This is a genomic window from Beduinella massiliensis, from assembly GCF_900199405.1.
In the GTDB taxonomy this organism is placed as follows: domain Bacteria; phylum Bacillota; class Clostridia; order Christensenellales; family Aristaeellaceae; genus Beduinella; species Beduinella massiliensis.
On the sequence record NZ_LT963430.1, the window covers coordinates 56,131 to 80,132 of the forward strand.

Consider the following 24,002-nt stretch of genomic DNA (forward strand, 5'->3'; position numbering starts at 1 on the left):
TCTCCTTTATTTTCATGCTTCCTGTAAAAAAGCTCTTTTGCCCGCTTCCTGCGCCTCGATTACCCGGTCGCACCAGCTGTCGAACGCCGGATCCTCCACCTGGCATTCCGGGTGCGTCTGGATGTAATTCCACGCCTTTTCTACTCCGATGTCAAACGGCGTAGTGCATATGAAGTCCGGCACCAGGCGCTTCAGCTTCGAGCAGTCGAACACGACGGAGTTCGCCTTGTCGCCCAGAAGCGGCCCTTCAAGGTCCGGACGGCAGGCGATAAGGAAGTCCGAAGCGACGTGATAGAGATTCGCCTTCACGCCCATCGTCCGCGCGGTGCATTGAAGGATCTGGTTCCAGGTGAGCTGCTCGTCCGAGGTAATGGTAAACGCCTCGCCGATCGCCTTGTGGTGCCCCATGAGCCCCACAAAAGCCTTGGCAAAATCGGACGCATGCGTCAGCGTCCAAAGGCTCGTCCCGTCGCCCGGAACGATCACGGGTTTACCGGCCAGCATGCGGCGAAGCACCGGGTAACTGCCCTTTTCACCGTGCACCGGCACGGTAATGGAGCGCTCGCAATACGTATGGCTGGGCCGGATGACGGTGACCGGGAAGCCTTCCGCGCGGTACGCCTCCATCAGCACGTTTTCACAGGCCGCTTTCTTCCGGGAGTATTCCCAGTACGGGTTGCAAAGCGGCGTCGATTCCGTGATCACGTAATCCCGCGGCGGCTTTTGATAGGCCGAAGCGGAGCTGATGAAGAAGTACTGGTTCGTCATTCCGGAGAACAGCCGGATGTCGCGCCGCGTCTGCTCCTCGTCAAAGACGATGAAATCCGCGACGACGTCGAAGCGCTCGCCCGCCAGCGCTTTCTTCACAGCCTGTTCGTCCGAAATATCCAGTACGAGCGAGCGGGCGCCTTTGGGCAGAACATGGTTTCCGCGGTTGAGCAGCGTGAGCTCCCACCCGCGCTCCACGGCCAGGCGCGATACCTCCGTGCTGATCGTCCCTGTTCCGCCGATAAACAATGCTTTCATGCTTCCACCTCCACATAGAAAAGCGTCGTGTTTTCGCACACCTCGCCCGTTTTCAGGTCGATGTGCGGATAGTCCGTCTCCGGTCCTGCCGCAAAGCCCATCCAATAGGCGGGCACCTGGTATACATACCCGCAAACCGGGCAGCGGTAGTAGTAAACTTCCATATATGCTCCTCACTTTGCAGCGCGAATTGTTTTTATTATAGCATGTCTTCCGGTAAAATGTCATCCATTTCACCGCTACGTCCATTCGCAGGGAAAATACACATAAAATGAAGCTGCAAATGGAAAAAGGCCGCAAAACGTTTGCAGCCCTTCGTTTTCTTTATTAGGAGCATCCTGACCCTTTCAGGAAAACACGCAGCTTTCCCTTATTTTGTGTACGTTTCTATTGAATGATCCAATCGATCTCTTCTTCCTTGCTAAGTGCAGGAACTCTAAAGGGATCTTCGACTCCATAGGTGGCACCATCAATATACGAAATAAAATCAATCCATTTCGGATATATCGCCCTTTCAACAAGATTGCCTTCTGAATCGATGACTATTTTCCAGCTGTTGAAATTAGAAAAGCTTGTCCGAGTCGCTCCCCAAATCCAAGTCGTACCATCGGCGTCTCTATTTATGTGAGAAATAAAGCAACCTTTCCCCAAAGAAAGTGTTATTTCTCTTGTCCACATCACAGTTCCATGGTCATCTAATGCGGTAACATCAAGCGCATTGTTTTCTTGGGTAAATATCGCAAAGCTTGTACAGCCATCAGGTGAAACAGCAAGACGTATTCTGCCTGATGTCAGGACGTCATAATCTGTTAAGGAATACGTCCACCGTTTCTGATGGTTTGAATCAAAAGCAATCAGCTCATGTTCGTCTGTTTTTTCTCCTTCTACCGATACGTGAACGATGATGTCCAAGCCATTTCCTTCTGCCTCGTATAGCGACTTATATCGTCCATCCTTCTCCGTCTGAATTTGTATCACTTGGCCTTTCGCATCATAGTATTGGATTCTCCTTTCGCTGATAAAATACACATTTCCATTCACCAGAATATACATTCCCGCATCCTGCGGAAGCTCATATGCTGCAAGAAGGGAGCCTGCCCTGGAATATCGGTTAACAAATAAACCTTCTTCCGTTCTGTAAACATAGGCTATGTCATCGCCAGATAGTCCCAGCTTTGCGTCACCGTATAACGCTCGAGGAATTTCCACTTTCCAAAAAATTTGACCATCCGCCGCTGTACAAATCAATCCCGAAGTTTGATCTGTCTTGTTCTGGCACTCAAACAAAATTTCGCCGGTTTTTAAAAAAGCCTTTATTCCCGAATCCCGATACAGCTCTGAAAATGACATGGCAAATCCTGTTGTATGTCCTATAAACAGAATCAACAGCATCGCGCCAATCCCCATCGTGATCTTCTTTTTCAATTTACTTCCCTCTTTTTTATGATATATTTCATACAAATATCATTCAGAGCTTTGCTTTTCAGATCCCGTATAGTTTTAAAGGAAGCATACCTGCTTCCTTTAAAACTATACCGTTTCTTTGTTATATCTTACTTAAATGTACCCCCGCATGATCGTCGCAATCAGATTGGTCTTATAAAAGTACCCCGCAAGTTTCGACTGTTCGATCATCTGCCCGACCTGTTCGATAGGGGAGACCGTCAGGATGATCGGTACCAGCGCGAAGAGCACGAAGACGAGGAAGATGCCGCGGACGCCGCCGAACACGCCGCCCATCAGCGCGTCCAGATGGCGCAGCACCGGCAGGCGGAATACGTAACCGATGAGGTTGGAGAGCATCGTCAGCACGATGTAAGCGAGCAAAAAGCAGATGAGAAAGCAGATGATGTTGAGCGACACCGCGATGATCGTCTGGTTGAGGTACTCGGAGATATTCGCGCTGCCTGCGGCGGAAAAAACCTGACCGCTGATGTTGCTCTGCACAAACTGCTGAAAAATTTCAGGAAGGTTCGCACGAGACAGGATCTCGCCGAGCGTATCCTGCGAAATGCCCGTGATGGGCGTCATCGCAAGGTCGATGTCCTTGATGCGCGATCCAGCGTCCGTGTAGTGCACGAGCGTCCGAATGAGCGCCTCGTTGTTTTGCAGCACCTCCGCGAGCTGCGGATAGGTCAGGTACGCGATAAAGAGCGCTCCCAGCAACGATATGAGGCTCAACACCCCGCTGATAAATCCGCGGTACATGCCCATGATGATACTGATCCCCAGTATCGCGATGATGATGTAATCGACGATGTTCAATTTTCCACCCCGTCTCCTTTGATCTCTTCTCGTTTTGTGCGCTGTGATTCGTCATTTGGGCAGCGATATGACGTATGTATCCGACCCCGACGCGACGATTACCTTGTCGCTTTGCAGCATGCCCAGGACCTTGGTAACCTGCACAGGCATCGTGTAAGCCGTGAACGTCTGCTCCCCGTACCGGCAGCTGTACACGTGCGTTCCGGAAAACGCGTAAACGCCCTTCGTGCCCAGATAGGCGCCGATACATTCCGCCGGCAGATGCAGCACCTTGTCCGTCGCGCCGGCCATGAGCCGCAGGCTCGTGATATTCATCGACCCTTCGCCCGAAGGGGCCGGAATGAAGAGCTGATACGTGTTCTTTCCGACCTTGCGCATGTCCTGCAAATACCAGCCGTAGATCAGCACATCGCTTACGTTCTGATCCCGCGTAATGCGGTAGTCATATGCGCGGATCTTGCGCGTATCCACGACGTACAGCTTGTCGGTATAGTAGATGTCGTACACCAGCTGTTCTCCGAGCGTCGCGTTGCCGAGCACGAGCCTGCCGGGCTGATACGTCTGCAAAATGGTCGAGATGACCGTTCCGCTCGTATCGATGCCCAGTATCCAGAGATACTCGCCGTCGCTCATCGTGAAAAAGCCCATATCCAGAAGCGTCTGATCCGCCACGGAGATCGCGTCGACGCTTGCGCCGTCCTTGTCAATGACGTAGACCGTGCCGTTGTCGCTCATGCCGACGAATGCCGCGATGTAGTCCTTGCCGATGCGTGCGAACTGAATCTCGCTGGCCATCTTGTTGTTATACGTGTTCTGCCCTCTGTCGTTGAGCGCATAAATCTGGTTAGCCGACCAGGCGACCACGCGGCCGGAACCCGTGCTGAAGCCCGCGTTAGCGCCCACCTGGAAGTTCCAGCGGGTACTGCCCGAATCGCTGACGCATTGCAGCATCGTTCCGTCGTAATAGAGGATGTTTTCCCCGAAGGGCGTAACCTCCTGGGTCGATAGCGCACCCAACCGCACAGCGCGCCCCGTCGTCTCGGTCGAGGAACCGCTGCCGACGGACCAAACGAGCAACGCGATGAGCACGATTACCGCCACCACGGCGCCAAGCACCACGACCGGCGGGATAGAATTCTTTTTCCTTTGCATGGCGGATCTCATCCTCCGATTGATTCAGTGGTCTGATATGCAGCATAGGGCATAACCATCCGTTATTGTAATTCTTTGCGCTCTTTGCCTTTTCCTCCAACCCCTGAAACTTTTTAAAACAGCTGTGTCTGGCTCCTGCGCCTGAGCGCCTGCGCTGCCTGCGCGGGCGACATGCCGCGCACATTGAGCAGAAAAGCCCCTCGCACGCTGGGGCGAAATCGCAGCCCTTCCATGCCTCCGGTAAAGATGACCGCGTCCATCTCCTGTCCGCTTCCCGCAGGCGCCATTTCAAAGCCCATGCCTGAAAGACTGCCCGCCATCGCTTCCAGTCCCGGCTGATACGCTACCTTCATGTGCTTTCCTCGCTTTACCGTTTCCTGTTTTCCACGCCTAAGCGTGAAGATTCCCCTATATCGTGCACAATTCGGAAGCATCTTATGTAGGGCTCTCGTGTACCAAACGAAAATCCGGTGAAAAAACTTGCATCTACAGGACGCCCCATCTATAATGATCAAAAACGACAGGAGGATGGCCATGCAAGAGCGCTTACAGCCCATAGCGGCGAGGTTTTTCGCGGCGGGTTTTCCGGTTTACCTGGTCGGAGGCAGCGTGCGCAACGAACTGCTCGGCCTGCCCGCGTCGGATCTGGACATCTGCGGCCCCGCGAGGCCCGAACAGGTAATTTCGCTTTTTGAAGGAAGCGGTATGCGCGTCGTGCCGCGCGCTGTCCACTTCGGAACGGTGGAAATTCATTTTGAGCGTCATGGAAAACGGTATATGGCCGAGTACACGACGTTCCGACACGATTCCTACCGCTGCGGTCACCGGCCGGACAGCGTTCAGTTCACCGACCGTATCGAGATAGACGCGCTGCGACGCGACTTCCGCGTCAACGCGCTATACAGGAATCTCGTCAGCGGAGAACTTCTCGACCCTACGGGCGGACTTACGGATATTGAAAAGCGGTGTCTGCGCACGGTGACGGACGACCCGGCGCTCGTCCTTCGGGACGACGGCCTCCGTATTCTGCGCATGGCGCGCTTTGCCGCGCAGCTCCGCTTTTCGGTCGATGAAGGTCTGCTTCAGTGTGCAAAGGAATATGCGCCCCTTCTGATGGACATCGCCCCCGAACGGATTCGGGAGGAATGGGAAAAGATCCTCCTTTCCGATCTGCGCTATCCTTCGCTGCCCGGAGGCGTGGAGGCGAGCGTGGGAAGAGGACTTTCTCTGCTAGAGCAAACCGGCGCTTTCCGCGCTTTTTTCAGCGACTGTGTGCGCGACGCCGACACAGTTTTGGCACTCGCAAATCTGTTTTCCACAAATGCAGTTTTCACAATCGCCGCCAAGGACGGCGCCGACTCCTTTTTGGGCGCTTTTGGGGAAAATACCAACGTTTTGGCCCTCCGCTGCGCGGCGTTTTTTGGCAGAACGAATCCCGAAATTTTGAAAAACGCCCTGGTTTCCCTCAGGTTCTCCACAGAAATTGTGCGAAAAACGGCTATTTTTGTGGAAAACCTTTGGGATACTGTGGATAACTCTTCTTTGCGACAAAAGCTGGCCCAAATGGGTTATACACAAGGAACAGCGCTCGCCTGCATCCTTCTTGCGCGCAATCGTCCACAGGAAGCCCGCGCGGTTTTCTCCACGCTCGCCGCATTGGAGCGCGAAAACGCGCCTATGGACGTGCGGGCGCTGCGCGTGAATGGAAACGACCTGCTGCCGCTGCTAGAGGGAAAGGACAGACGGATCATGACCCCTCTTCTGGAGGCGCTGCGCGTACATTGCGTGGATGATCCCAGCGAAAACGAGCGGGAAAAGCTGCTTCTTTTCGCAAAAAAATATCTGAGGAATCAAATTCCTCAGAATAACTGAATCCGTACGCGCAATATGGAAAAAGTCCTCATGATTCCCGGAAAAGGCTGCCCGCTTCCACGCGGTAGACGGCCCCCTTCGGCGCGCCCGCGAGGTCAGACAGATCCGTGCACGTCACGATGGTCTGCACGCGGTCGATACGCTCGATGAGCTGCTGCCTGCGGCGCGGATCGAGCTCGCTCATCACGTCGTCGAGCATCAAAATGGGCGTTTCACCGCGCTCCTGCTCGATAACGGAGAGTTCTGCGAGCTTGAGCGAAAGCACGACCGTCCGCTGCTGCCCCTGCGAACCGAAGACGCGCACCTCCTTGCCGGAGATGGAGAGCTTCAGGTCGTCCCGATGTGGTCCCACGGTGGTGGTTGCGCGGCGTACGTCCTCCGGACGCGCCGCTTTCAAACGGGCCATCATCGCTTGGACGAGGTCCGATTCCTCCTTCACCTGCGTCATATACGTCACTTCGAGCGCTTCCACGCCGCCCGCGATCGCCCGATGGCACTCGCCGGCGGCTTTCTTCAGCTTTTCAACGTATTCGCGGCGATGGCGGATGACCTCCGCCCCCGCGAGAGAAAGCTGTTCGTCCCACGCGTCCAGCGTTCCCTGCGCAGAAGGGCGCCGCTGGATTTCGCGCAGCAGGTTATTGCGCTGATTGAGCGCGCGTACATAGCGCTGAAGGGCATAAAAATAGGCCGGACGGAGCTGGGATAGCTCCATGTCGATGAACCGCCTGCGCTCGGAGGGGCCGTCCTTGACGATGGACAAATCCTCCGGCGCGAACAGCACGCCGTTCACGTGGCCCATCAGTTCACCGATACGTGCCACCTGCGTGCCGCCCACGCGTACGATCTTTCGCCTGCGATCCTCGCGCGATAGGGTGACGGAAACGTCGTGCGTGCCGTCGAGGTGGGAAACCTCCACGCCGACGAAAGCCGTGCCTTCTCCCCATCGGATGAGATCGCGGTCGTGCGGCGTGCGGTGTGAGCGCCCGAGGCAGCAAAGATGCAGTGCTTCGAGCACGTTGGTCTTTCCCTGGGCATTTTGTCCCGTCAAGACGGTCATGCGCGCGTCGGGCAAGAGCTCGGCGCGCGCATAGTTTCGAAAGTTTTGAAGCCTGATCTTCGTCGCTTTCATGGTCTTAGGACGCGAAGACGCGCACCGGGAGCACCAGATAGAGGTAATCCTCGCCCTCCGGCGGGCAGATGACGCAGGGACTGACGTTCGAGTTGAAGCGCATACACACGCTCTCTTCGCCGAGCACCTTGAGCACGTCCGAGATGTAACGCACGTTAAAGGCGATGTCCATGTCCTTTCCTTCGGTCAGGATGTTCATCTGCTCCTGCACGTCGCCCAGCTCCGCGTTGGAGGTGAGCGTCAGCGTGTCGCCCTCGATGTGGAAGCGAACGAGGTTGTTCTTTCCCTCGCGGGCAATCAGGCTCGCGCGGTCGATAGAGTTGCCCAGATCCTCGCATTTGACCTGAATGCGCGTCTGCCATTCCGTCGGCAGAATCTGGCGATAGCGGATGTATTCGCCCTCGAGCAGGCGGGTGACTACGCGCGTGCTGCCCATGTCCGCCGAAAGATGCGTGCGGCCGATGTTGAGTTCCACCGGCTCCTCCTCGTCCGCGAGCACCTTGGCGAGCTCGGAGAGCATCTTGCCGCCGACGACCGCCTGCACGGGCTGCTCCACCGGCTGGGCGAGATCCGCACGGCGCATTGCCAGGCGGAAGCCGTCCAGCGCCACCATGCGAACCTCCTGTTCGCTGATCTCCATCAGACAGCCGGTGAGGATCGGGCGCGTCTCGTCCGTCGCGATGGCGAAGCAGGTCTTCTGAACCATGTCCTTCAGCGTCTTTTGCGCGATAGAGACGCGGCTTCCACCCTCTACCTGCGGGAGCTCCGGATATTCGACGGGATTGAGTCCCGCCAGCGTAGTGCGGGAGGACTGGCAGCGGATGGTCGCCGCGTAACGGTCGTTTACCGAGATTTCGACCGAACCGCCGGGCAGCTTGCGCACGATTTCGCTGAAGAGTCTGCCGGGCAGCACCACGCGTCCATCCTCGCTGATTTCCGCGGCGATGGACGTTTCGATGCCCAACGCGAGGTCCGTGCAGGTGAGCTTGAGACCCTCTGGGCAGGATTCGATGAGGACACCTTCCAGGACCTGCAGAGTGGAGCGGACAGCCAGCGCGCGGCTCACCGTAGAAAGGGCGGTCATAAGGTCGGAAACTTGGCAGTTGAAACGCATCGTAAAAACTCCTTCCGGGTGTAGTAGCAGTATATATATCCGTAGTAATCGTAGGGGATTGGAAACTGTGGAAAACAGGAGAATATGACGGATATGCTCGAAAAATCGGGACGGACGAACCTGTGGAAAACAGGATGGATTCTCCACAAGGAGGAGCCAAAACTGCTTTACAGTCTATGCCGGACACAATTTTTCTAGAACGCAGGCCCTGCGTTTGTGCAAAAATAGTCCACTTTCATTTATTCGCGGAAAGGACCGGGAAAACCTGCCGGAAGTGCCGCAATTGTTGAAAAAATGTTTCCGGCGCTTGACAGGTTGAAACGAACCGCCTATAATAATAGGCGTTGTGCATGGAGCGGTATCGAAGTGGTCATAACGGGACTGACTCGAAATCAGTTGAGGGGCAACTCTCCGTGGGTTCGAATCCCACCCGCTCCGCCAGATCATCACTTGGTTTTTGTTGAAAACCGGGTGATGATTTTTTTTGTTCAAGGGATAGGAATGACCGGCTGCGAACAAGAATCATTCTGCCCTTTTGATATTTTACGTATATTTATGGAAAATGACAAATGCCTTAAACATCCCTGTGCTACGCTTCTTTCGGAATGAAGAAAGGGAGGAATGTAGTACTATGAAAAAAACGATCCTGATGCTTCTCGCGCTTCTGGCAATGCTTTGTCTGCTCTGCGCGAGCGCTTCTGCCGGCTCTGCGGTGGAAGCGCTCACCTATACCGAGCCCTACATGGTCAGCCTGAATCCGTCTCATGAGATGAACATTCTTTGGTTGACGAAGTCGCCCTGTGAAGGAACCATAGAATACGGACCGACTCCGGCGATGGGCAGCAGCGTTACCGCAGAGGCCTTTGAAATCAAAGGTTTCCGCACCTCTGCGACGGCGGAAGGCTATGACGACGACCCGAAGAAAAACCCCGCGCTTCCCGTCTACCAACTTATCGGCAAGCTTGAAGGCCTCAAGCCCGGGACGATTTACTACTATCGCGTCACGACTACCTGCGACGGCGTTGTGCAGCAAGGCGAGCGCTACTATTTCAAAACTGCGCCTGAAAAAGGCGGCGATTTCGACTATGCGCTGCTCAGCGACATGCAGCTCAAGGTCAAGACTAAGGAAACCCTGAAGCTGTTGGGACAGGAAAACAAGGACTTCCTGATTTTCGCGGGCGATATGTGCAACACCCCGTGGAAGGCCGGCGAATGGTTCAACGTCGAGGGATGCTTTCAGGCCGAGGGTGAATCTGACCGTACCTTCTTTGGATGCCTTCAGCAAACCAGCGACAACTGCCATCTGGCACAGTATATGCCCATCTTCCCTTGCCCCGGCAACCATGAGGTGGACGACCAGCGCGTGTTCACCGACAAGGAGATGGCGCAGAATGACGATATGTGGAGCTGGGCCATCTACATGCAGATCTTCCGTCCACTCTATCCGGAACAGGATTATACCGTGAACGGCACCCGATGGTACAGCGCTGACTACGGCGACCTGCACATCAGCTCGATTTCTGTGAGTCGTTGGCAGTCCTGGGATGGCTTTGAGTTCCCTGGCTGGATCACGAAGGATGATATTTCTCCCGACAGCGCACAGGTCCAGTGGCTGGTTGACGACTTGAAGAATACTGATGCAAAGTACAAGTGGACCGTCATGCATTGGCATATGCTCAATCGCGGCGAGGACGGTTACTTCCCGGTTTCTCAGGCGATTGCGGATCCTAAGGATTCCACCAAGGCAATCTATCCCGATGGGGACTACTGTTGGGATGTGCTGCGCCCGATTTACGAGACCTACGGTGTAGACGCGGTGAACTTTGGCCATAGCCACGTATACGAGCGGTATCAGATTAACGGCGTCAACTACATCGAAGCGGCCTCAATCGGAAACAATTACCGTGGAACCGGAGATGCCTACCATTTTTCCGGCAACCTGCCGGTGGTGGAGGAAAATAATTTCCGCTCCTACATGCTGGTACATGTAGGCGATGAGGGCGTCACCGCACGCGGCATCCAGGCCAGCGTGGAAGACAACGGCATCGGTTATATCGGCCGCGTGATCGACAACTTCACCATCGCGGAGGCTGAATAAAAAAAGATTCCAATTTCTGCGCAGCGCAATCGCCGGCGGCTCCTGACGGGGCTGCCGGTAATTTTGCATAGCAGGAACCAGAAAGCGCGAGGTTTAATGCGTTGATTTAAGGATGAAGAGAAAGATGCAGGTGAAACTGAGTGCGGATGTTGCACAGAGCTTGCTGACGTGCGATTGGCTGAAGAATTGCAGCAAGGCGCAGCGGGGGGCGTGCCTCTTCGGGAGGATAAGGCGAATATGGAAAAATACAAGCTAACCAATTTGAAGAAATCGGAGAGCGTCTCACGCACGGTGAAGAGAAAGGTTTTCAAAAAGGCTGATGAAAATGAAAAGGACCGCGTACAGGCAGCTTTTCCGCCGGTGCGCCGTCCTTCGGGCTTTTTTATCTGCATATGCGTATCATCGGCGTATACGCGCTTAGATTCTGCGCTCAAAGCACATCACGCTTTCGACCGCGCCCGTCCAGCAGAACATGTCCACGCACTGGATGCGAGTGGGGTCGTAACCGAGGGAGGACAGCAAGCCTGCGTCGCGCGCGAGCGTGGCGGGGTTGCAGGACACGTAGACCACGCGGCGGGGAGCGGACTCGGCGATAGCGCGCAGAACCGCCTCTTCGCAGCCCTTGCGCGGCGGATCGACGACGACCACGTCCGGGGTAAGTCCCTCCCTTACGAGGCGCGGAAGCACCTCCTCCGACGCGCCCACGAGGAAATCCGCGTTTTCAATGCCGTTTCGCGCGGCGTTTTCCTTCGCGTCCGCGATGGCCTCCGGCACGATCTCGATGCCGATGACGCGCCTGGCTGCGCGGGCGAGCAGCAGCGAAATCGTGCCCGCGCCGCAGTAGGCGTCCACCACGGTCTGAGAGCCCGTGAGTTCCGCAAATTCGAGCGCGAGGCCGTAAAGCTTTTCCGTCTGATCGGGATTGACCTGGAAGAAGGAGAGGGGAGACACGCGAAAGCGCAGGCCGCAGAGCGTGTCGATCATCGAATCTGCCCCCCAGAGCGTGACGAGGCGCTTTCCGAGGATGACGTTCGTTCGCGCTGTGTTGACGCTGAGCATTACGCCCGTGAGCGTGGGAACGGCCTCTTGAAGCGCCTTTACGAGCGCATCGGGATGGGGCACGCCTTCGCCGTTTACCGCGAGCACCACCATCGTTTCCCCTGTGCGGGCGACGCGTGCCATGACGTGGCGGACGAGTCCCTTATGCAAAGTTTCATCGTAGGGCTCCGCGCCGCTTTTTTTCATCCATTCCTTTACAGCTCCGACAGCGGCATTGGCCTCCCCGCGCTGAATGGCGCAGCCCATCTGCGGTAAATCGACGAGATCATGGCTGCGCGGCGCAAAGAACCCGATCCGGGGAGCGGAGGAAGTGCCCCCGACAGGGTAAGCGCCCTTGTTGCGGTAATGCCAGGGATCCTCCATGCCCAGAACAGGGGGGACTTCGATAGAAAGTCCGCCGATGCGGGAAAGGCAATCCTGCACCTGGCGCTGCTTGTAAAGAAGGGTTTCCTCATAGCGCATGTGCTGTGCGGCGCAGCCCCCGCAGCGGCGGTAAATGGGGCAAGGAGGCTCTGCGCGCGCGGGAGAAGGCGAGAGGACTTCTTCCACGCGCCCAAAGGCATAGCGGCGTTCGACCTTGACAATGCGCACGCGTACCCGTTCTCCGTCTATCGCGCCGGGCACAAACACCGTAAACCCGTCGGCGCGGCAGACGCCTTGGGCATCCATGCCATAGCCCTCCACGGTCAGGTCGAGCAGCTGATTTTTATGAAGCGGCGTCGGCATTGAAACACTCCTTTATTCGATAAAGCAGGTACCGAGATACACGGGGACTTCTGGCACGCCGGACAGCAGGGTTCCGATGCCGCGGGGATAGAGGACGGGCAGGGAAGAGGCTTCCTCCAGCGTGTGCCACTCGCTCGCTTTCTGGTTCCGGTCTGTTTCTGTCGGGTCACGTCTGGGAGAATCGAGCAGATGCGCAAGAAAAACGTGATAAATTCTGTGCGTATAATCGGGGAATTGCTTGCGAAGTGCGTCGTCTTCGTAGATTTCTTCTGCAAGCGCCGCGAAACGATCGATTGCAATGGGATAGCCCGTCTCTTCGAGCACTTCGCGTTTGACGGCGTCCTCCATGGTTTCGTAGGGCTGCTGGCCGCCGCCGGGCAGGTCATAATAAACATGGCCCTCCGGATCCTGACAGCGATTCAACAGAACCCTGCCTTCGCTGATGACGAGCGCCTTGGCAGCGCAGCGTATGGACATGGAATCCTCTCCGTTTCAGGTTTCTTTTTATCCTACGGTAGTATACTTTCATTCTTTTGTCAAGCGATCAAAAAAAGGCCCGTCCGCTCGCGCGGAGGGCTTGATAGGCCTTTCTTACAGGCTGTTGACGAGATTGTACAGCTCCATATTGAACGGACGCTTGCAGCGAAGCGCTTCCGCGATGGGCATATGGAAGATGCGCCCGTCCTTGATGCCGAGCACCTGATTGCTGATGCCGTTGTTCAGCAGCTTGACGGCCAGGTTGCCCGCCTCGAACGCGAAGGACGAGTCGTAGGCGGAGGGCTGCTGGCCGCGCTGGGTGTAGCCCAGCACCGTAGCGCGCGCCTCGACCATGCCGCACTTGCGCTTGAGGATGGAGGCCAGCCGCAGGGACGAGATACCTTCGCCCGGGTAGCACTGCTTGCCGTGGCTGGTCAGGAAGCCGTAGACGTCGAAGGGCTCCATGGAATCCCAGGCGCCCTCCGCCACCACGACGGAGACGCGGTTGTTGCCGCGTGCGATGAGCGCGTTGAGACGGTCCGCCACCTGATCGATCGACCACGGCACCTCCGGCACCACGACGATTTCCGCACCGGTGGAGGCCGCGGATTTGAGCGCGATGTCTCCGCAGTGGCGGCCCATGACCTCGATGACCGCAGGACGGTCGTGCGAGCGGCTGGTCGCGCGGATCGCGCGGATGTCGGACACGCAGGAGTTGACGGCGGTGTCGTAGCCGAGCGTCATTTCGGTGTACGCGAGGTCGTTGTCGATCGTGCCGGGAATGCCGATGGTGGGAATGCCTAGCTCGCTCAGACGCATCGCGCCCTGATAGCTGCCGTCGCCGCCGATGACCACGAGTCCTTCGACGCCCATCTCGTGTAGGTTTGCCACCGCGTGCGCGCGTACCTCTGGCTGCTTGAACTCGACGCATCGCGCCGTGCGCAGGTAGGTGCCGGGCTGATCCGCGATGTCCAGCACCGTATCCAGGTCGAGTTCGACCATGTCGTCTTCAATACGCTGGCTCTTGCACAGCAGGCCGTTATAGCCCCGCTTGACACCAATCAGGGTGATGCCGTAGTAAGACGCGCTGCGGGCGATGGACATGACCGCAGCGTTCATTCCCGGCGAGTCGCCGCCGGAGGTCAGGACGCCAATTCGACGCATAGACGATGCCTCTTTCTCAATTTAGTCATTTTTTCATTACAACCCAAGCTCCATGAGAATCTCCCGGGCTTCTTGCAGCTCGGACTTGAGAACCTGAAGCTCAAAATAGTTTTCCTCTGGCGGCATGGCTTTGTAAACGGGGCGCATGCGCACGAAAATATTTTCGTCCTTGAGTCTGTCGCTGATTCGGTCGGCTGCTTCCTTGCCCTTAATCATGTGAATGACGACCCACATATGAACGCCTCCCGTCAATCCAGGCCGGAGCGGATACAGCCGTGGCGGGTGAGAATCTCCGCCTTGCCGCGAACCTTGACGGCCGATGTATTGTCGGTAAACTGCGCGACCATGACTTCGCCCGCGTCGAGCCGTTCGGTGTGATGCAGACGCGTGTCGCGTCCGCGCGTCATACCGATGATGGTGACGCCGTTTTCAAGCGCTTTGACGACGATGAAGTCCCCGCAGACGGCACTTTCGTTTAAATCGCCTTGCAAATGAAACACCCCCCGTCATGAAAAGCCAAGTCCACCATTTTTATTATAGCATGTGTTTGTTTATGGTGCCACAGTTTTTCTTTCGATTCGTGATTGTGCCCCGCATGCTTCGCCGTTTTTTCATCCTTTTAAACAAATTCCGGCGCCAATAGATGAATGCGCGAAAGACCAATCTTGCAATGCGGCCTTAAAGAAGGTATCATAAGAAAAAAGACAAAAGCAGAAGGGGGTCTTTTCATGCATCCGATTAAGATGACGCCGGCCTATCGCTTCGGCGCGATGACGCCCTGGGGCGGCAGCGCTCTCAGGGACGTATTTGGCAAGGACATTCCAAACGAGCGCACGGGCGAGAGCCTGGAGGTATCCGTGCTTCCCGGCCTGGAGAGCCGCACCCCGGACGGCAGAACGCTTTCGCAGGTACTCGCACAGGGAGGCGAGGACGCGCGCGGGACGGAGGTGGGAGAGGAGTTTCCGCTGCTGCTCAAGCTCATCAGCGCGCGGGAGCGCCTTTCCGTACAGGTACACCCGGGCGACGACTACGCGCGCACAAACGAGGGAGGAAAGCTCGGAAAGACGGAGGCGTGGGTGATTTTAAGCTGCAAGGAGGATGCGCAGATCGTCTACGGCATCCGCGAGGGCGTCACGAAGGAGGACCTCGCCGCAGCGTGCGAGGAGGGCGGCAAGGCGGTGGAGGACTGCCTGCGCTATCTGAACGTGCGCCCGGGCGACGTGGTGTACATCCCCGCCGGCATGGTGCACGCTATCGGCGAGGACATTCTCCTCCTGGAAATTCAGCAATCCAGCGACGTGACCTATCGCTTCTGGGACTGGGGAAGGCTCGACAAGGACGGCAACCCGCGGGAGCTGCACGTCAAAAAAGGGTTGGACGTGACGGACGTTTTCCTGCACCTGGAGCCCTGCAAGGGCGAACGCCTGCGCGCCATGGGCGGCACGCGCGTTCGTTATATCGAGGACAAAAACTTCGTGCTCGAGCGCCTGAGCGTCAAGGGAAGCATGCCCCTTGAGGTCATGCCAAAGCGATTCCGCCTGCTGACGGCGCTTTGCGACGGGTACCTCACGGAGGAAGGCTGCACGATCAAATTCAAGGCGGGCGACAGCGTCTTTATCCCGGCCAGCGCAGGGCGCATCAAGCTGGAATGCGAGGGCGATCTTATGCTTTCCTATCCGGGCAGGATGGAAAATGCATAAGCCTATTTTCTGAAAAAGACGGAAAACGAGAAAAAACGCAGAATCATATGCAGATTCGGGTTACAAAATGCAGGATATGAGAAAAAATTGCACAATTAGGATTTTCTGTTTGCATTTTTGCCTTTGCTGTTGTATACTGAAGCGGAAAGAGCAATGGCAAAGGATAATGCCTGTCTGGGCGCGGCCTTGCGGCCGCGCCTTTTCATTGGACCTGCATCATGAAGGGAGCGATTCATCATGTCCACCTATGTACAGGGCGTCCTGGAAACGCTGAAGCGCCGCAACCCCGGCGAGCCGGAATTTCACCAGGCTGCTACGGAAATCCTTGAATCCCTCGCGCCCGTTTTTGAACGCCATCCTGAGTTCGAGGCGGCGGGGCTGCTCGAGCGCTTTGTCGAGCCGGAGCGCGTGGTGATGTTCCGCGTGCCGTGGGTGGACGACGCGGGCAGGGTGCAGGTCAACCGCGGCTACCGCGTGCAGTTCAACAGCGCGATCGGCCCCTACAAGGGCGGCCTCCGCCTGCATCCCTCGGTCAACCTGGGCGTCATCAAGTTCCTCGGCTTTGAGCAGGTACTCAAAAATTCCCTGACCGGCCTGCCTATTGGCGGCGGCAAGGGCGGCAGCGACTTCGATCCCAAGGGCAAGAGCGACCGCGAGGTCATGGCTTTCTGCCAGAGCTTTATGACGGAGCTGTACCGTCATATCGGCGCGGACGTGGATGTGCCCGCGGGCGACATCGGTACGGGCGCGCGGGAGATCGGCTACCTGTACGGCCAGTACAAGCGCATTACCGGCAGATACGAGGGCGTGCTCACGGGCAAGGGGCTCACCTACGGCGGATCGCTCGCGCGCAAGGAGGCGACGGGCTTCGGCCTGTGTTACCTGGTGGAGGAGATGCTGCGCGAAAACGGTCACGAGGTGGCGGGCAAGACGGTCGTCGTCTCCGGCTCCGGCAACGTAGCGATCTACGCGGCGGAGAAGATTTCCGCGATGGGCGGCAAGGTCGTCGCGATGAGCGATTCCAACGGCTACATCTACGACGACAAGGGTGTGGATCTCGCGCTCATAAAGGAAATCAAGGAGGTGCGGCGCGGCCGTATCCGCGAATACGTTCAGGAAAAGAAGGATGCGCGCTATGTCGAGGGCTGCCGCGGCATCTGGACGGTTCCCTGCCAGATTGCGCTGCCCTGCGCGACGCAGAACGAGCTGGATCTGGAGGGCGCGAAGGCGCTGATCGCGAACGGCGTTGTCGCCGTGGGAGAGGGCGCAAACATGCCCACCACCATCGAAGCGACGGATGCCCTGCGGCAGGCGGGCGTTCTGTTCGCGCCGGGCAAGGCGGCAAACGCGGGCGGCGTCGCGACGAGCGCACTTGAAATGAGCCAGAACAGCCAGCGTCTCTCCTGGACGTTTGATGAGGTAGACGCAAAGCTGAAGGGCATCATGGTCCGTATCTTTCACATGGCGGACAACGCCGCCAAGGAGTACGGCATGCCCGGCAATTACGTCATGGGCGCAAACATCGCGGGCTTCATGAAGGTGGCCGAAGCGATGATGGCACAGGGCGTCGTCTGAGCACAGGGCGCGCAGTTCAGCCGGTCCTTCTTCGGAAGGACCGGTTTTTTGTATTTGACGTAAAGTACGCTTGACATTTCGTCGCGATGCTGCTATGATGCAAGTAATGTAAAGCAAACTTTACATAAAAGGAGGGAGCAGATGAAGAACTGCGTAGAGCAAATCAGGAAAGAAAAGGGGGTCCGTCAGGAGGAGCTGGCGGCTGCGCTGGAGGTGTCGCGCCAGACGATCAGTTCGCTGGAGAACGGCCGATACAACCCGTCGATTCTGCTGGCATTCCGCATCGCGCGCTACTTCGACAAGCCGATCGAGGAAATATTTCTGTATGAGGAGGAAGGAACATGTTGAAGAAAACGTCTTATTACGTGGCGGGACTCACCGCGGGGCTCGCGCTGATGTGCGCGTTTTTCTTCCTGCGCGGCGCGGTCGCGAAGGGTGTGGAGGCCGTGCTGCTGGCAGCGGGCGTCAGTCTCTCCGCAGGCAGCGGCGTAAGCCTTTTTTTCAAGCGGGAGGAAAGGCGGCATCCGGAGCAGACGCGTCGGGAACACATCGAATACGCGGACGAGCGCAGCGTCATGATCCGCGAGCGCGCCAAGGCAAAGGCGGGGGACATCGTCTGCTGGCTCGTGATGGGAATCGCCTATGTGCTGATCTGGCAGGACGCACCCCTGTGGCTGACAGGCCTTTGCGTGGGCGTCTTCTGCGTGTACCACCTGATGACGGTGCTGCTTTGCAGGCGCCTTGATAAGACATTATGAGGGGGAAATTCAATGAAAAGAATGTTATCCGTGCTTCTGCTGTCGATGCTGCTGGGAATATCGCTCGCGTCGGCGCAGGCGGAGATGGCGCAGGAGGCGCGCGTGACCGAGCTGATGGAGATTGAGGCCTACGACGGCTATGCGCTGCAGGGAAAGCTCGACCTTCCCGCATCGGGTTCGGCAGACAAGCTCGTTTTGTTCGTAAACGGCTCCGGCCCGAACACCTACGACAACCATCGTCTGATGGGCGAGATCGAGTTTAACTACTACGACGTGTTTGCCGAGCAGCTGACGCAGCGGGGCATCGCTTTTTTTCGGATGAGCACGCGCGGCGTGACGCCGGGCGAGACGCCTCCGCTTTACGCGGAGATCGATGAGGAGGCCTATAAGACGTACATCCCCTCCAATACGGTGCGGGATGTCGAATCGGCGGTCACCGCGCTCAAGGCGGACGCGCGCCTGAAGGACGCCAGGGTTTATTTGCTCGGTTGGAGCGAGGGCACAGCCATCGCGCCTCTGGTCGCCCAGCGGGAACAGGTGCCCGTAGACGGGCTGCTGCTGGCGGGCTACATGAACGAGCGCATGGAGGACGTGCTGAACTGGCAGCAGACGGGCGGCTCCAGCATGGTCTTTTACCGTCAGTATTTTGATTACGACGGCGATGGGGCCGTATCGAAGGAGGAGTTTGAAGAAGACCGATATGGTGTGTCGGCAGTCCTGGGCGGCGCCGCTTTCAGCGACGTGGACGCAGATCAGGACGGAAAGCTGACTGCAGCGGATTTTTCGATCCTGCTGAAGCCCAGCCGTGAGGCGCTCTTCGACGCCATCGAGCGGGGGGACGACGAGTGGCTGGCGCAGAATTATTCCGTGCACCTGACCGGGGCGTGGTTCGCCGACCATCGCAAGCTTTCGCCGAACAGCGAGGTGCTGCCGACGCTCGACCTTCCGATTCACATCTTCCACGGCGATTGTGACGCGAACGTGGACGTGCAGGGCGTGCTGGACGTGCAGGAGACGTTCCAATCGCTTGGCAAGGAAAACCTGACGGTTCACATCTATCCGGGCGCGGATCACGACCTGAACTACGCGCAGTACGTGGTGTCGGGCGAATTGCCGCAGGGCTTTCAGGACATCTTCGCGGTATGCGAAACGCTGTGATTACAAAGCGCGCGGGTACTTCATACGATGAAGCCTGAGATTAAGAACGCCGTTCCGGGACTTTTCGTCCTGGAACGGCGTTTTGCATGGAAATGGAGAGGGCTTTTTTCGACCCTCTCATCGGGGAGGAATGGCAGCCCATGGGCGGCTTGTCCCCGTTTTCAGACCTGACAGGCAGGTGAACGAGCCGGCAGAACACAAAACGTTGGCTGCTTCACAAGCTCTGCCGCAAAGAGGGGTACTTCTTTTAAAACTAAAACGGAAATACCGTCCGCGGCATCGCCCAGTCTACGGGGATGGAGAGCTGCGCGCGCGCGGCTGCCAGGGCCGCTTCGCGCTTGGGCTCATACGTATGCGTCAATAAAAGGCGTTTCGCACCGGCTTCGCGCGCCACGCGCGCCGCTTCCTGTGCGCTGGAATGCTTACAGACCGCATTTGATTCCGGCGCAATGGGTCCCGCGCCAAAGGAGGCTTCGTACACGAGCAGTTCGGCGTCCGAGAAGAAAGAGCCGAACGCCTCGCGATAGCGCGTGTCGCCGGAAAAGCAGGCCGAGTGTTCCGTGCCTTTGTGGGTGAAACGATAACACAGGCCGGGGCAGGCATGATCGGAATCGATGACCTGTACGTCGTACTGCGGCGTGCTGAACGAATCGCCGTCGTGGAGCTCTAAAATGCGCGGCATGCCCCGCAGCTCCTGCGTCACATCGTGCGCGTCGTGGAACACGTATTCAAAGGCCCGCTGGAATTGCATGCGCACGCTGGGCGCGGGCCCGGCGATCGTCAGCTCCTCCAAAGAACAGCGCTTGATGCGCCAGTACAGCAGGAGCTGGAGCAGACCGATGCAGTGATCCGCGTGCATGTGGGTAAAGCAGATGGTGTCGAGCTGCACCGGATCGATTCCTTCGTCGATCAGGGTCAGGCCGGCGGCGCTGCCCGTGTCGATCAAGATACGGTCGCTGAGGGAGTAGCAGGAACCGTCGTTGCCGGGCGACTGTAGCCAGTCGGCGGAGCCCAGAACGCGGAGAAAAGGTCTGTCTTCCATACGAATCATCCTTTCAGGGCGGCAAGCATGTCATCCCTTGATGGCGCCGATCATGACGCCCTGTACAAAATACTTTTGCAGGAACGGATAGAGCACGACGATGGGCAGGATGGTCACGATGATGACCGCGTACTTGAGCTGTTCCACCACCAGCGCGCGCGAGTAACCGGCCGAACCTTCCTCAGCGAGCGCCTCGGAGTTTTGAATGAGCACACGAATGAGGTATACCTGAACCGGCTGCAGGGCGGGTTTGGAGATGAAGAGCATCGCGGGAAAATAGCTGTTCCAATGGCCTACCGCGTAGAAGAGGACGAGCACCGCGACGATTGCTCCCGACAGCGGCAGAACGATGGAAAAAAGAATGCGCAGGTCGTTTGCGCCGTCCAGCCTGGCCGATTCCATCAGGCTCTCCGGAATCCCTTCAAAAAAGGAGCGGCAGACGATCAGGTTGTAGGTGGAGATGGCGTAGGGCAGGATGACCGCCCAGCGGGAGTTGTAGAGGCCCAGCCTGCTCACCATGAGGAAGAGGGGGATGAGCCCGCCGGAAAAGAACATGGTGAACGTCACAAGGATCATGAGCGTGCGGCGCAGAAAAAACTCTCTTCGCGACAGCGCGTAGGCCAGCGCGACGGTCAGTGCGATGTTGACCGCCGTACCGAAGAAGACGATCCAGATCGTGTTGCCGTAGTTGCTCCAGAACACCTTGTTTTCCAGCACCAATCGATAGGCGTCCCACTGGATCTGCTTGGGCAGGAGGAAGACTTCCTGCCTGGCCACGAGCAGCGGATCGCTCATCGACATGGCGATCACGTGAAGGAACGGCACGAGCGTGACGATGACGGCCAGAATGCCGACGCCATAGATCAGCACGTCGCCCAGCACCGCGCCCGGCGCACGCCTGAGTTTTACGGTTTTCAATGCGCAGCCCTCCTTACCATAAGCTGACGTCGCCCAAGCGGCGGCTGACGGCATTGACCGACACCAGCAGCACCATATTGATGAGCGAATTGAAAAGGCCTACCGCCGTCGCGAAGCTGAACTGGCCGTTTACAATGCCCCGTCTGTAGACGTAGGTGGAGATGACGTCGGCTACCTCGTATGTGGCGGGCTGGTACATCAGGATGATCTTCTCGTAGCCGACGGACATCGTACGGCCGAGCTGCATGATGAGCAGGATGACCATCGTAGGCAGGATGCAGGGGAGGGAGACGTGAAGCGTCTGCTGCCAGCGGTTCGCGCCGTCGATGCGCGCCGCCTCGTACAGCGTCGGATCCGCGTTCGTGAGGGCGGCAAGGTAGATGATGGAATTCCATCCAAAGCTTTGCCAGATGCCCGATCCGACGTACAGCGGACGGAACCATTGATTGGATCCGAAGAAGTTGATGACGTTGCCCCCGCTTGCACGGATCAGGTTGTTGACGACGCCGTCGGTCGTGGAGAGCATGGTTTGCAGCATGCCCACGACCACGACGACCGAGATGAAGTGCGGCAGGTACGAAACCGTCTGCACGACGCGTTTGAACATCCGGTTTTGTGTCTCGTGGAGGACGAGCGCAAACAAAATGGGCAGCGGGAAGCCGAAGACGAGGTTATACAGGCTGATGAGCAGCGTATTGCGCAGCAGCCGTCCAAAGTAAATGGAACCGAAAAATTCCTCGAACCACTTCAGGCCGACCCAAGGCGCCTGCATCATGCTGGCGCCACCCTTGTAGTTCTTAAAGGCGATGATGACCCCGTACATGGGGGCGTAATGAAACAGGAAGTAGTAGACGATGCCGGGAAGCGCGAGTAGCAGCAGGTATTTGCTCTGCCTGCACTTGTGCCGTAGGCTCGTTTTGCGAATCGGTTTTGTCGTAACCATGCGGGCCGCCTCGTTTCTGTCGGCGCGCGGCGGGAAGCTCCGCTCCCCGCCGTGCGCTGGAGATTACTTCTGATAATAACGATCCAACTGATCCTGATAGATCTGCGTCAGCTCGTCTCCGCCCATGGCCTTGACCGTTTGAATGAAGGTATCGAATTCCGTCAGCGGCACCTGCCCCATGACGAATTTTTGAATCATCTCGTTTTCATAGGTTTCGATGTCCGCATTCAGAGACGCGATACGGTCCAGTTCGTCCTCTAGGCCCATCACCTGCGGGAAAGGCTGGATCATATATTTCTGCAAGATTTCCCCCTCTTCGGCGGCGGACTTGGAGACGATCATCTTATAAAATTCGACCGTGCGGTTTGTAAACTGCGCCGGGAACGCGCCGACGGAGCGCAGCGCGGTGGCGATGCTCAGGCCGTCGGGATTGTTTGCGATGTTGTCCATCCAGACCTTGTTTCCGTCAGCGTCCAGCGTGTAGGTCAGCCCCTCCAGACCGTACAGCAGCGTATCGCGTCCCTCGTCGGAGCCGTAGATGTAGTCGAGCCACTTGATGGCCTTGATCGGGTCCTTGCAATCACGCGTGATGCCGTAGCAGAAGCCTGTGAGCGCGCGGCTGATGATGCGGATGCTGCCGTCCGGATTGGCCGGAGAGAGCATGAGATGGTACTCCGCCTTTGCGCTGTTGGGATTGCCCGCCTTGGCCGCGGTGCCCGCCCAGAGATCCGTCTTCGTGGCGTAATGCGCGCTCGCCCCCACGATGTCCTTTGCGCACATTGCGTCCAGCTTCGCTTCGTCTCCGGTGGAGTACTGCGGGTCGAGCAATCCTTCGCTGTAGAGCTTGTTGAGGAAGGAGAGGAAGTCCTTGAAGCCGGGCTGCTCGTATTGGTTGACGGCCACCCCATCCACGTCGATGTACTTGGTGACGGGCGCCGCCAGGTTGAATGCGGTGGCGAGATAGCCGTATTCCTCCAGGCCGTTGCCGGTGCTGAACGCGGTCATCGGGATCTCGTCGGCCAGGCCGTTGCCGTTGGGATCGCCCTCTTTAAAGGCCTTGAGCACATGATACCAGTCGTCCGCCGTCACCGGCTGTTCGAGCCCCAGGGTGTCCAGCCAGTCGGTGCGCAGGAGCAGCCCCTTGACCTCTACCTTGTTGCCGCCGTCGTAGTTCTGGGCGATATGGTAGATGTGGCCGTCCGGGGCGGTGTAGATGCGCCCCAGTTCCGGCATGTCCTCCCAGATCAGCTTGGCGAGGTTGGGCGCGTATTCGCGGATGAGATCGTCCAGCGGGAGGAGGATTCCCTGCTGGGCATACTTGTACACTTCCTTTAGCCCGCCCGGCACCTGCACGATGTCCGGCAGGTCCTGCCCGGCCGCCAGGCGCACGCGCATGATCTCGTCGTATTGGCTGGGCACCGTCACATCCCAGTCGATCTGGATGCCCGTACGTTTTTCCACCCACTCCAGCACGGGCAGGGGATCCGCATAGCTGGCGGCCGCGTAGTAGTTGTCGTAAACCGCCACCGTCAGCTTATCCGTATCGTAGTCGCCGATCGGCAGCTCGATGGGTTCGTTGGCCGCGAGCGATAAGGAAGGCAGGAAGAGCAGCAGCGCGAGGAACAGACACAATTCCTTTTTCATGTGGATCTCTCCTTTTTCGTGGTTGGGGTCCGGTTTCCACTTCATGCGGAACTGCGCGCCGTTCCACATGCTCTGCGCTTATTATAGGATGAAGAACACACATGTAAATGTATTTGTTATTGCAATGCGCACAAAAATCGACCTTTTAAACGCACGGCAGAGCGTCCAAAAATTGCGCGAAG

24 protein-coding genes and 1 tRNA gene are annotated in these 24,002 nt (G+C 57.5%); 8 read left to right on the plus strand and 17 right to left on the minus strand.

Annotated elements, in window-relative coordinates; all coding sequences use genetic code 11:
- Positions 1–12 precede the first annotated feature (12 nt).
- The 6 genes from C1725_RS01120 to C1725_RS01140 all read right to left on the minus strand — a co-directional run bounded on the left by C1725_RS01120 (position 13) and on the right by C1725_RS01140 (position 4,796).
- Positions 13–1,026, minus strand: a complete 1,014-nt coding sequence (locus C1725_RS01120) for an NAD-dependent epimerase/dehydratase family protein (protein WP_102409852.1) — start codon at positions 1,024–1,026, stop codon at positions 13–15.
- Positions 1,023–1,190, minus strand: a complete 168-nt coding sequence (locus C1725_RS19105) for a hypothetical protein (RefSeq protein ID WP_346026213.1) — start codon at positions 1,188–1,190, stop codon at positions 1,023–1,025. Before C1725_RS19105 ends, C1725_RS01120 begins: the two co-directional genes overlap by 4 nt.
- Positions 1,191–1,413: 223 nt before the next feature.
- Entirely contained in the window at positions 1,414–2,451 is a 1,038-nt protein-coding gene (locus C1725_RS01125; protein ID WP_102409853.1) for a hypothetical protein, read from the minus strand.
- 132 nt (positions 2,452–2,583) lie between these two features.
- Positions 2,584–3,291 (minus strand): CvpA family protein, encoded by a 708-nt coding sequence (locus C1725_RS01130; protein WP_102409854.1) that lies wholly within the window; start codon positions 3,289–3,291, stop codon positions 2,584–2,586.
- A gap of 51 nt (positions 3,292–3,342) precedes the next feature.
- The gene (locus tag C1725_RS01135; RefSeq protein WP_102409855.1) at positions 3,343–4,443 is read right to left on the minus strand and encodes a DUF5711 family protein; all 1,101 of its coding nucleotides are present in this window, start codon (positions 4,441–4,443) and stop codon (positions 3,343–3,345) included.
- Between the two features lie 113 nt (positions 4,444–4,556).
- Positions 4,557–4,796 carry a YkuS family protein gene (locus C1725_RS01140; RefSeq protein ID WP_102409856.1) on the minus strand — a complete coding sequence of 80 codons (240 nt, stop codon included), beginning with the start codon at positions 4,794–4,796 and terminating at the stop codon, positions 4,557–4,559.
- A 181-nt stretch (positions 4,797–4,977) separates the two neighbouring features.
- Here C1725_RS01140 and C1725_RS01145 point away from each other — a divergent pair, with 181 nt between their 5' ends.
- Positions 4,978–6,315, plus strand: coding sequence for a CCA tRNA nucleotidyltransferase (locus C1725_RS01145; RefSeq protein WP_346026214.1), 1,338 nt, complete (start codon positions 4,978–4,980; stop codon positions 6,313–6,315).
- Positions 6,316–6,343: 28 nt separating this feature from the next.
- Here C1725_RS01145 and recF read toward each other — a convergent pair whose 3' ends face one another.
- A complete protein-coding gene (gene recF, locus C1725_RS01150; RefSeq protein WP_102409858.1) occupies positions 6,344–7,444 on the minus strand; it encodes a DNA replication/repair protein RecF in 1,101 nt (366 codons plus the stop codon).
- 4 nt (positions 7,445–7,448) lie between these two features.
- Complete coding sequence (gene dnaN, locus C1725_RS01155; RefSeq protein ID WP_102409859.1) at positions 7,449–8,558, minus strand: DNA polymerase III subunit beta; 1,110 nt, start codon at positions 8,556–8,558, stop codon at positions 7,449–7,451.
- 352 nt (positions 8,559–8,910) lie between these two features.
- Between dnaN and C1725_RS01160 the strand changes: the two genes are divergently transcribed.
- Positions 8,911–8,999 (plus strand) — tRNA-Ser (locus tag C1725_RS01160).
- Positions 9,000–9,189: 190 nt separating this feature from the next.
- Complete coding sequence (locus C1725_RS01165) at positions 9,190–10,656, plus strand: purple acid phosphatase family protein (protein ID WP_346026215.1); 1,467 nt, start codon at positions 9,190–9,192, stop codon at positions 10,654–10,656.
- A 417-nt stretch (positions 10,657–11,073) separates the two neighbouring features.
- Here C1725_RS01165 and rlmD read toward each other — a convergent pair whose 3' ends face one another.
- From rlmD to mtrB, 5 genes are all read right to left on the minus strand, one after another.
- Positions 11,074–12,441, minus strand: coding sequence for a 23S rRNA (uracil(1939)-C(5))-methyltransferase RlmD (rlmD, locus tag C1725_RS01170; protein ID WP_102409861.1), 1,368 nt, complete (start codon positions 12,439–12,441; stop codon positions 11,074–11,076).
- A 12-nt stretch (positions 12,442–12,453) separates the two neighbouring features.
- Entirely contained in the window at positions 12,454–12,918 is a 465-nt protein-coding gene (locus C1725_RS01175; RefSeq protein WP_102409862.1) for an NUDIX domain-containing protein, read from the minus strand.
- Between the two features lie 114 nt (positions 12,919–13,032).
- The gene (locus C1725_RS01180) at positions 13,033–14,082 is read right to left on the minus strand and encodes an ATP-dependent 6-phosphofructokinase (protein WP_102409863.1); all 1,050 of its coding nucleotides are present in this window, start codon (positions 14,080–14,082) and stop codon (positions 13,033–13,035) included.
- A gap of 36 nt (positions 14,083–14,118) precedes the next feature.
- Entirely contained in the window at positions 14,119–14,316 is a 198-nt protein-coding gene (locus C1725_RS01185) for a hypothetical protein (RefSeq protein ID WP_102409864.1), read from the minus strand.
- A gap of 14 nt (positions 14,317–14,330) precedes the next feature.
- Entirely contained in the window at positions 14,331–14,573 is a 243-nt protein-coding gene (gene mtrB / locus C1725_RS01190; protein ID WP_102409865.1) for a trp RNA-binding attenuation protein MtrB, read from the minus strand.
- A gap of 237 nt (positions 14,574–14,810) precedes the next feature.
- Between mtrB and C1725_RS01195 the strand changes: the two genes are divergently transcribed.
- From C1725_RS01195 to C1725_RS01215, 5 genes are all read left to right on the plus strand, one after another.
- Positions 14,811–15,782, plus strand: a complete 972-nt coding sequence (locus tag C1725_RS01195) for a type I phosphomannose isomerase catalytic subunit (RefSeq protein WP_346026216.1) — start codon at positions 14,811–14,813, stop codon at positions 15,780–15,782.
- Positions 15,783–16,019: 237 nt separating this feature from the next.
- Entirely contained in the window at positions 16,020–17,357 is a 1,338-nt protein-coding gene (gdhA, locus tag C1725_RS01200; protein ID WP_102409867.1) for an NADP-specific glutamate dehydrogenase, read from the plus strand.
- A gap of 141 nt (positions 17,358–17,498) precedes the next feature.
- Positions 17,499–17,705 (plus strand): helix-turn-helix domain-containing protein, encoded by a 207-nt coding sequence (locus tag C1725_RS01205; RefSeq protein ID WP_102409868.1) that lies wholly within the window; start codon positions 17,499–17,501, stop codon positions 17,703–17,705.
- Positions 17,699–18,115, plus strand: coding sequence for a hypothetical protein (locus C1725_RS01210; RefSeq protein WP_102409869.1), 417 nt, complete (start codon positions 17,699–17,701; stop codon positions 18,113–18,115). The genes C1725_RS01205 and C1725_RS01210 overlap by 7 nt, the downstream gene beginning before the upstream one ends.
- A gap of 12 nt (positions 18,116–18,127) precedes the next feature.
- On the plus strand, positions 18,128–19,273 hold the full coding sequence (locus C1725_RS01215) for an alpha/beta fold hydrolase (protein ID WP_102409870.1): 1,146 nt from the start codon (positions 18,128–18,130) through the stop codon (positions 19,271–19,273).
- Positions 19,274–19,526: 253 nt separating this feature from the next.
- Here the strand turns inward: C1725_RS01215 and C1725_RS01220 are convergent, their stop codons facing one another.
- The 4 genes from C1725_RS01220 to C1725_RS01235 form a co-directional block, all read right to left on the minus strand.
- A complete protein-coding gene (locus C1725_RS01220; protein ID WP_346026217.1) occupies positions 19,527–20,315 on the minus strand; it encodes an MBL fold metallo-hydrolase in 789 nt (262 codons plus the stop codon).
- 30 nt (positions 20,316–20,345) lie between these two features.
- A complete protein-coding gene (locus C1725_RS01225; protein WP_346026218.1) occupies positions 20,346–21,233 on the minus strand; it encodes a carbohydrate ABC transporter permease in 888 nt (295 codons plus the stop codon).
- Positions 21,234–21,246: 13 nt separating this feature from the next.
- Positions 21,247–22,176, minus strand: coding sequence for an ABC transporter permease subunit (locus C1725_RS01230; RefSeq protein WP_102409873.1), 930 nt, complete (start codon positions 22,174–22,176; stop codon positions 21,247–21,249).
- 63 nt (positions 22,177–22,239) lie between these two features.
- Complete coding sequence (locus tag C1725_RS01235; RefSeq protein ID WP_346026219.1) at positions 22,240–23,820, minus strand: extracellular solute-binding protein; 1,581 nt, start codon at positions 23,818–23,820, stop codon at positions 22,240–22,242.
- Between the last annotated feature and the right edge of the window lie 182 nt (positions 23,821–24,002).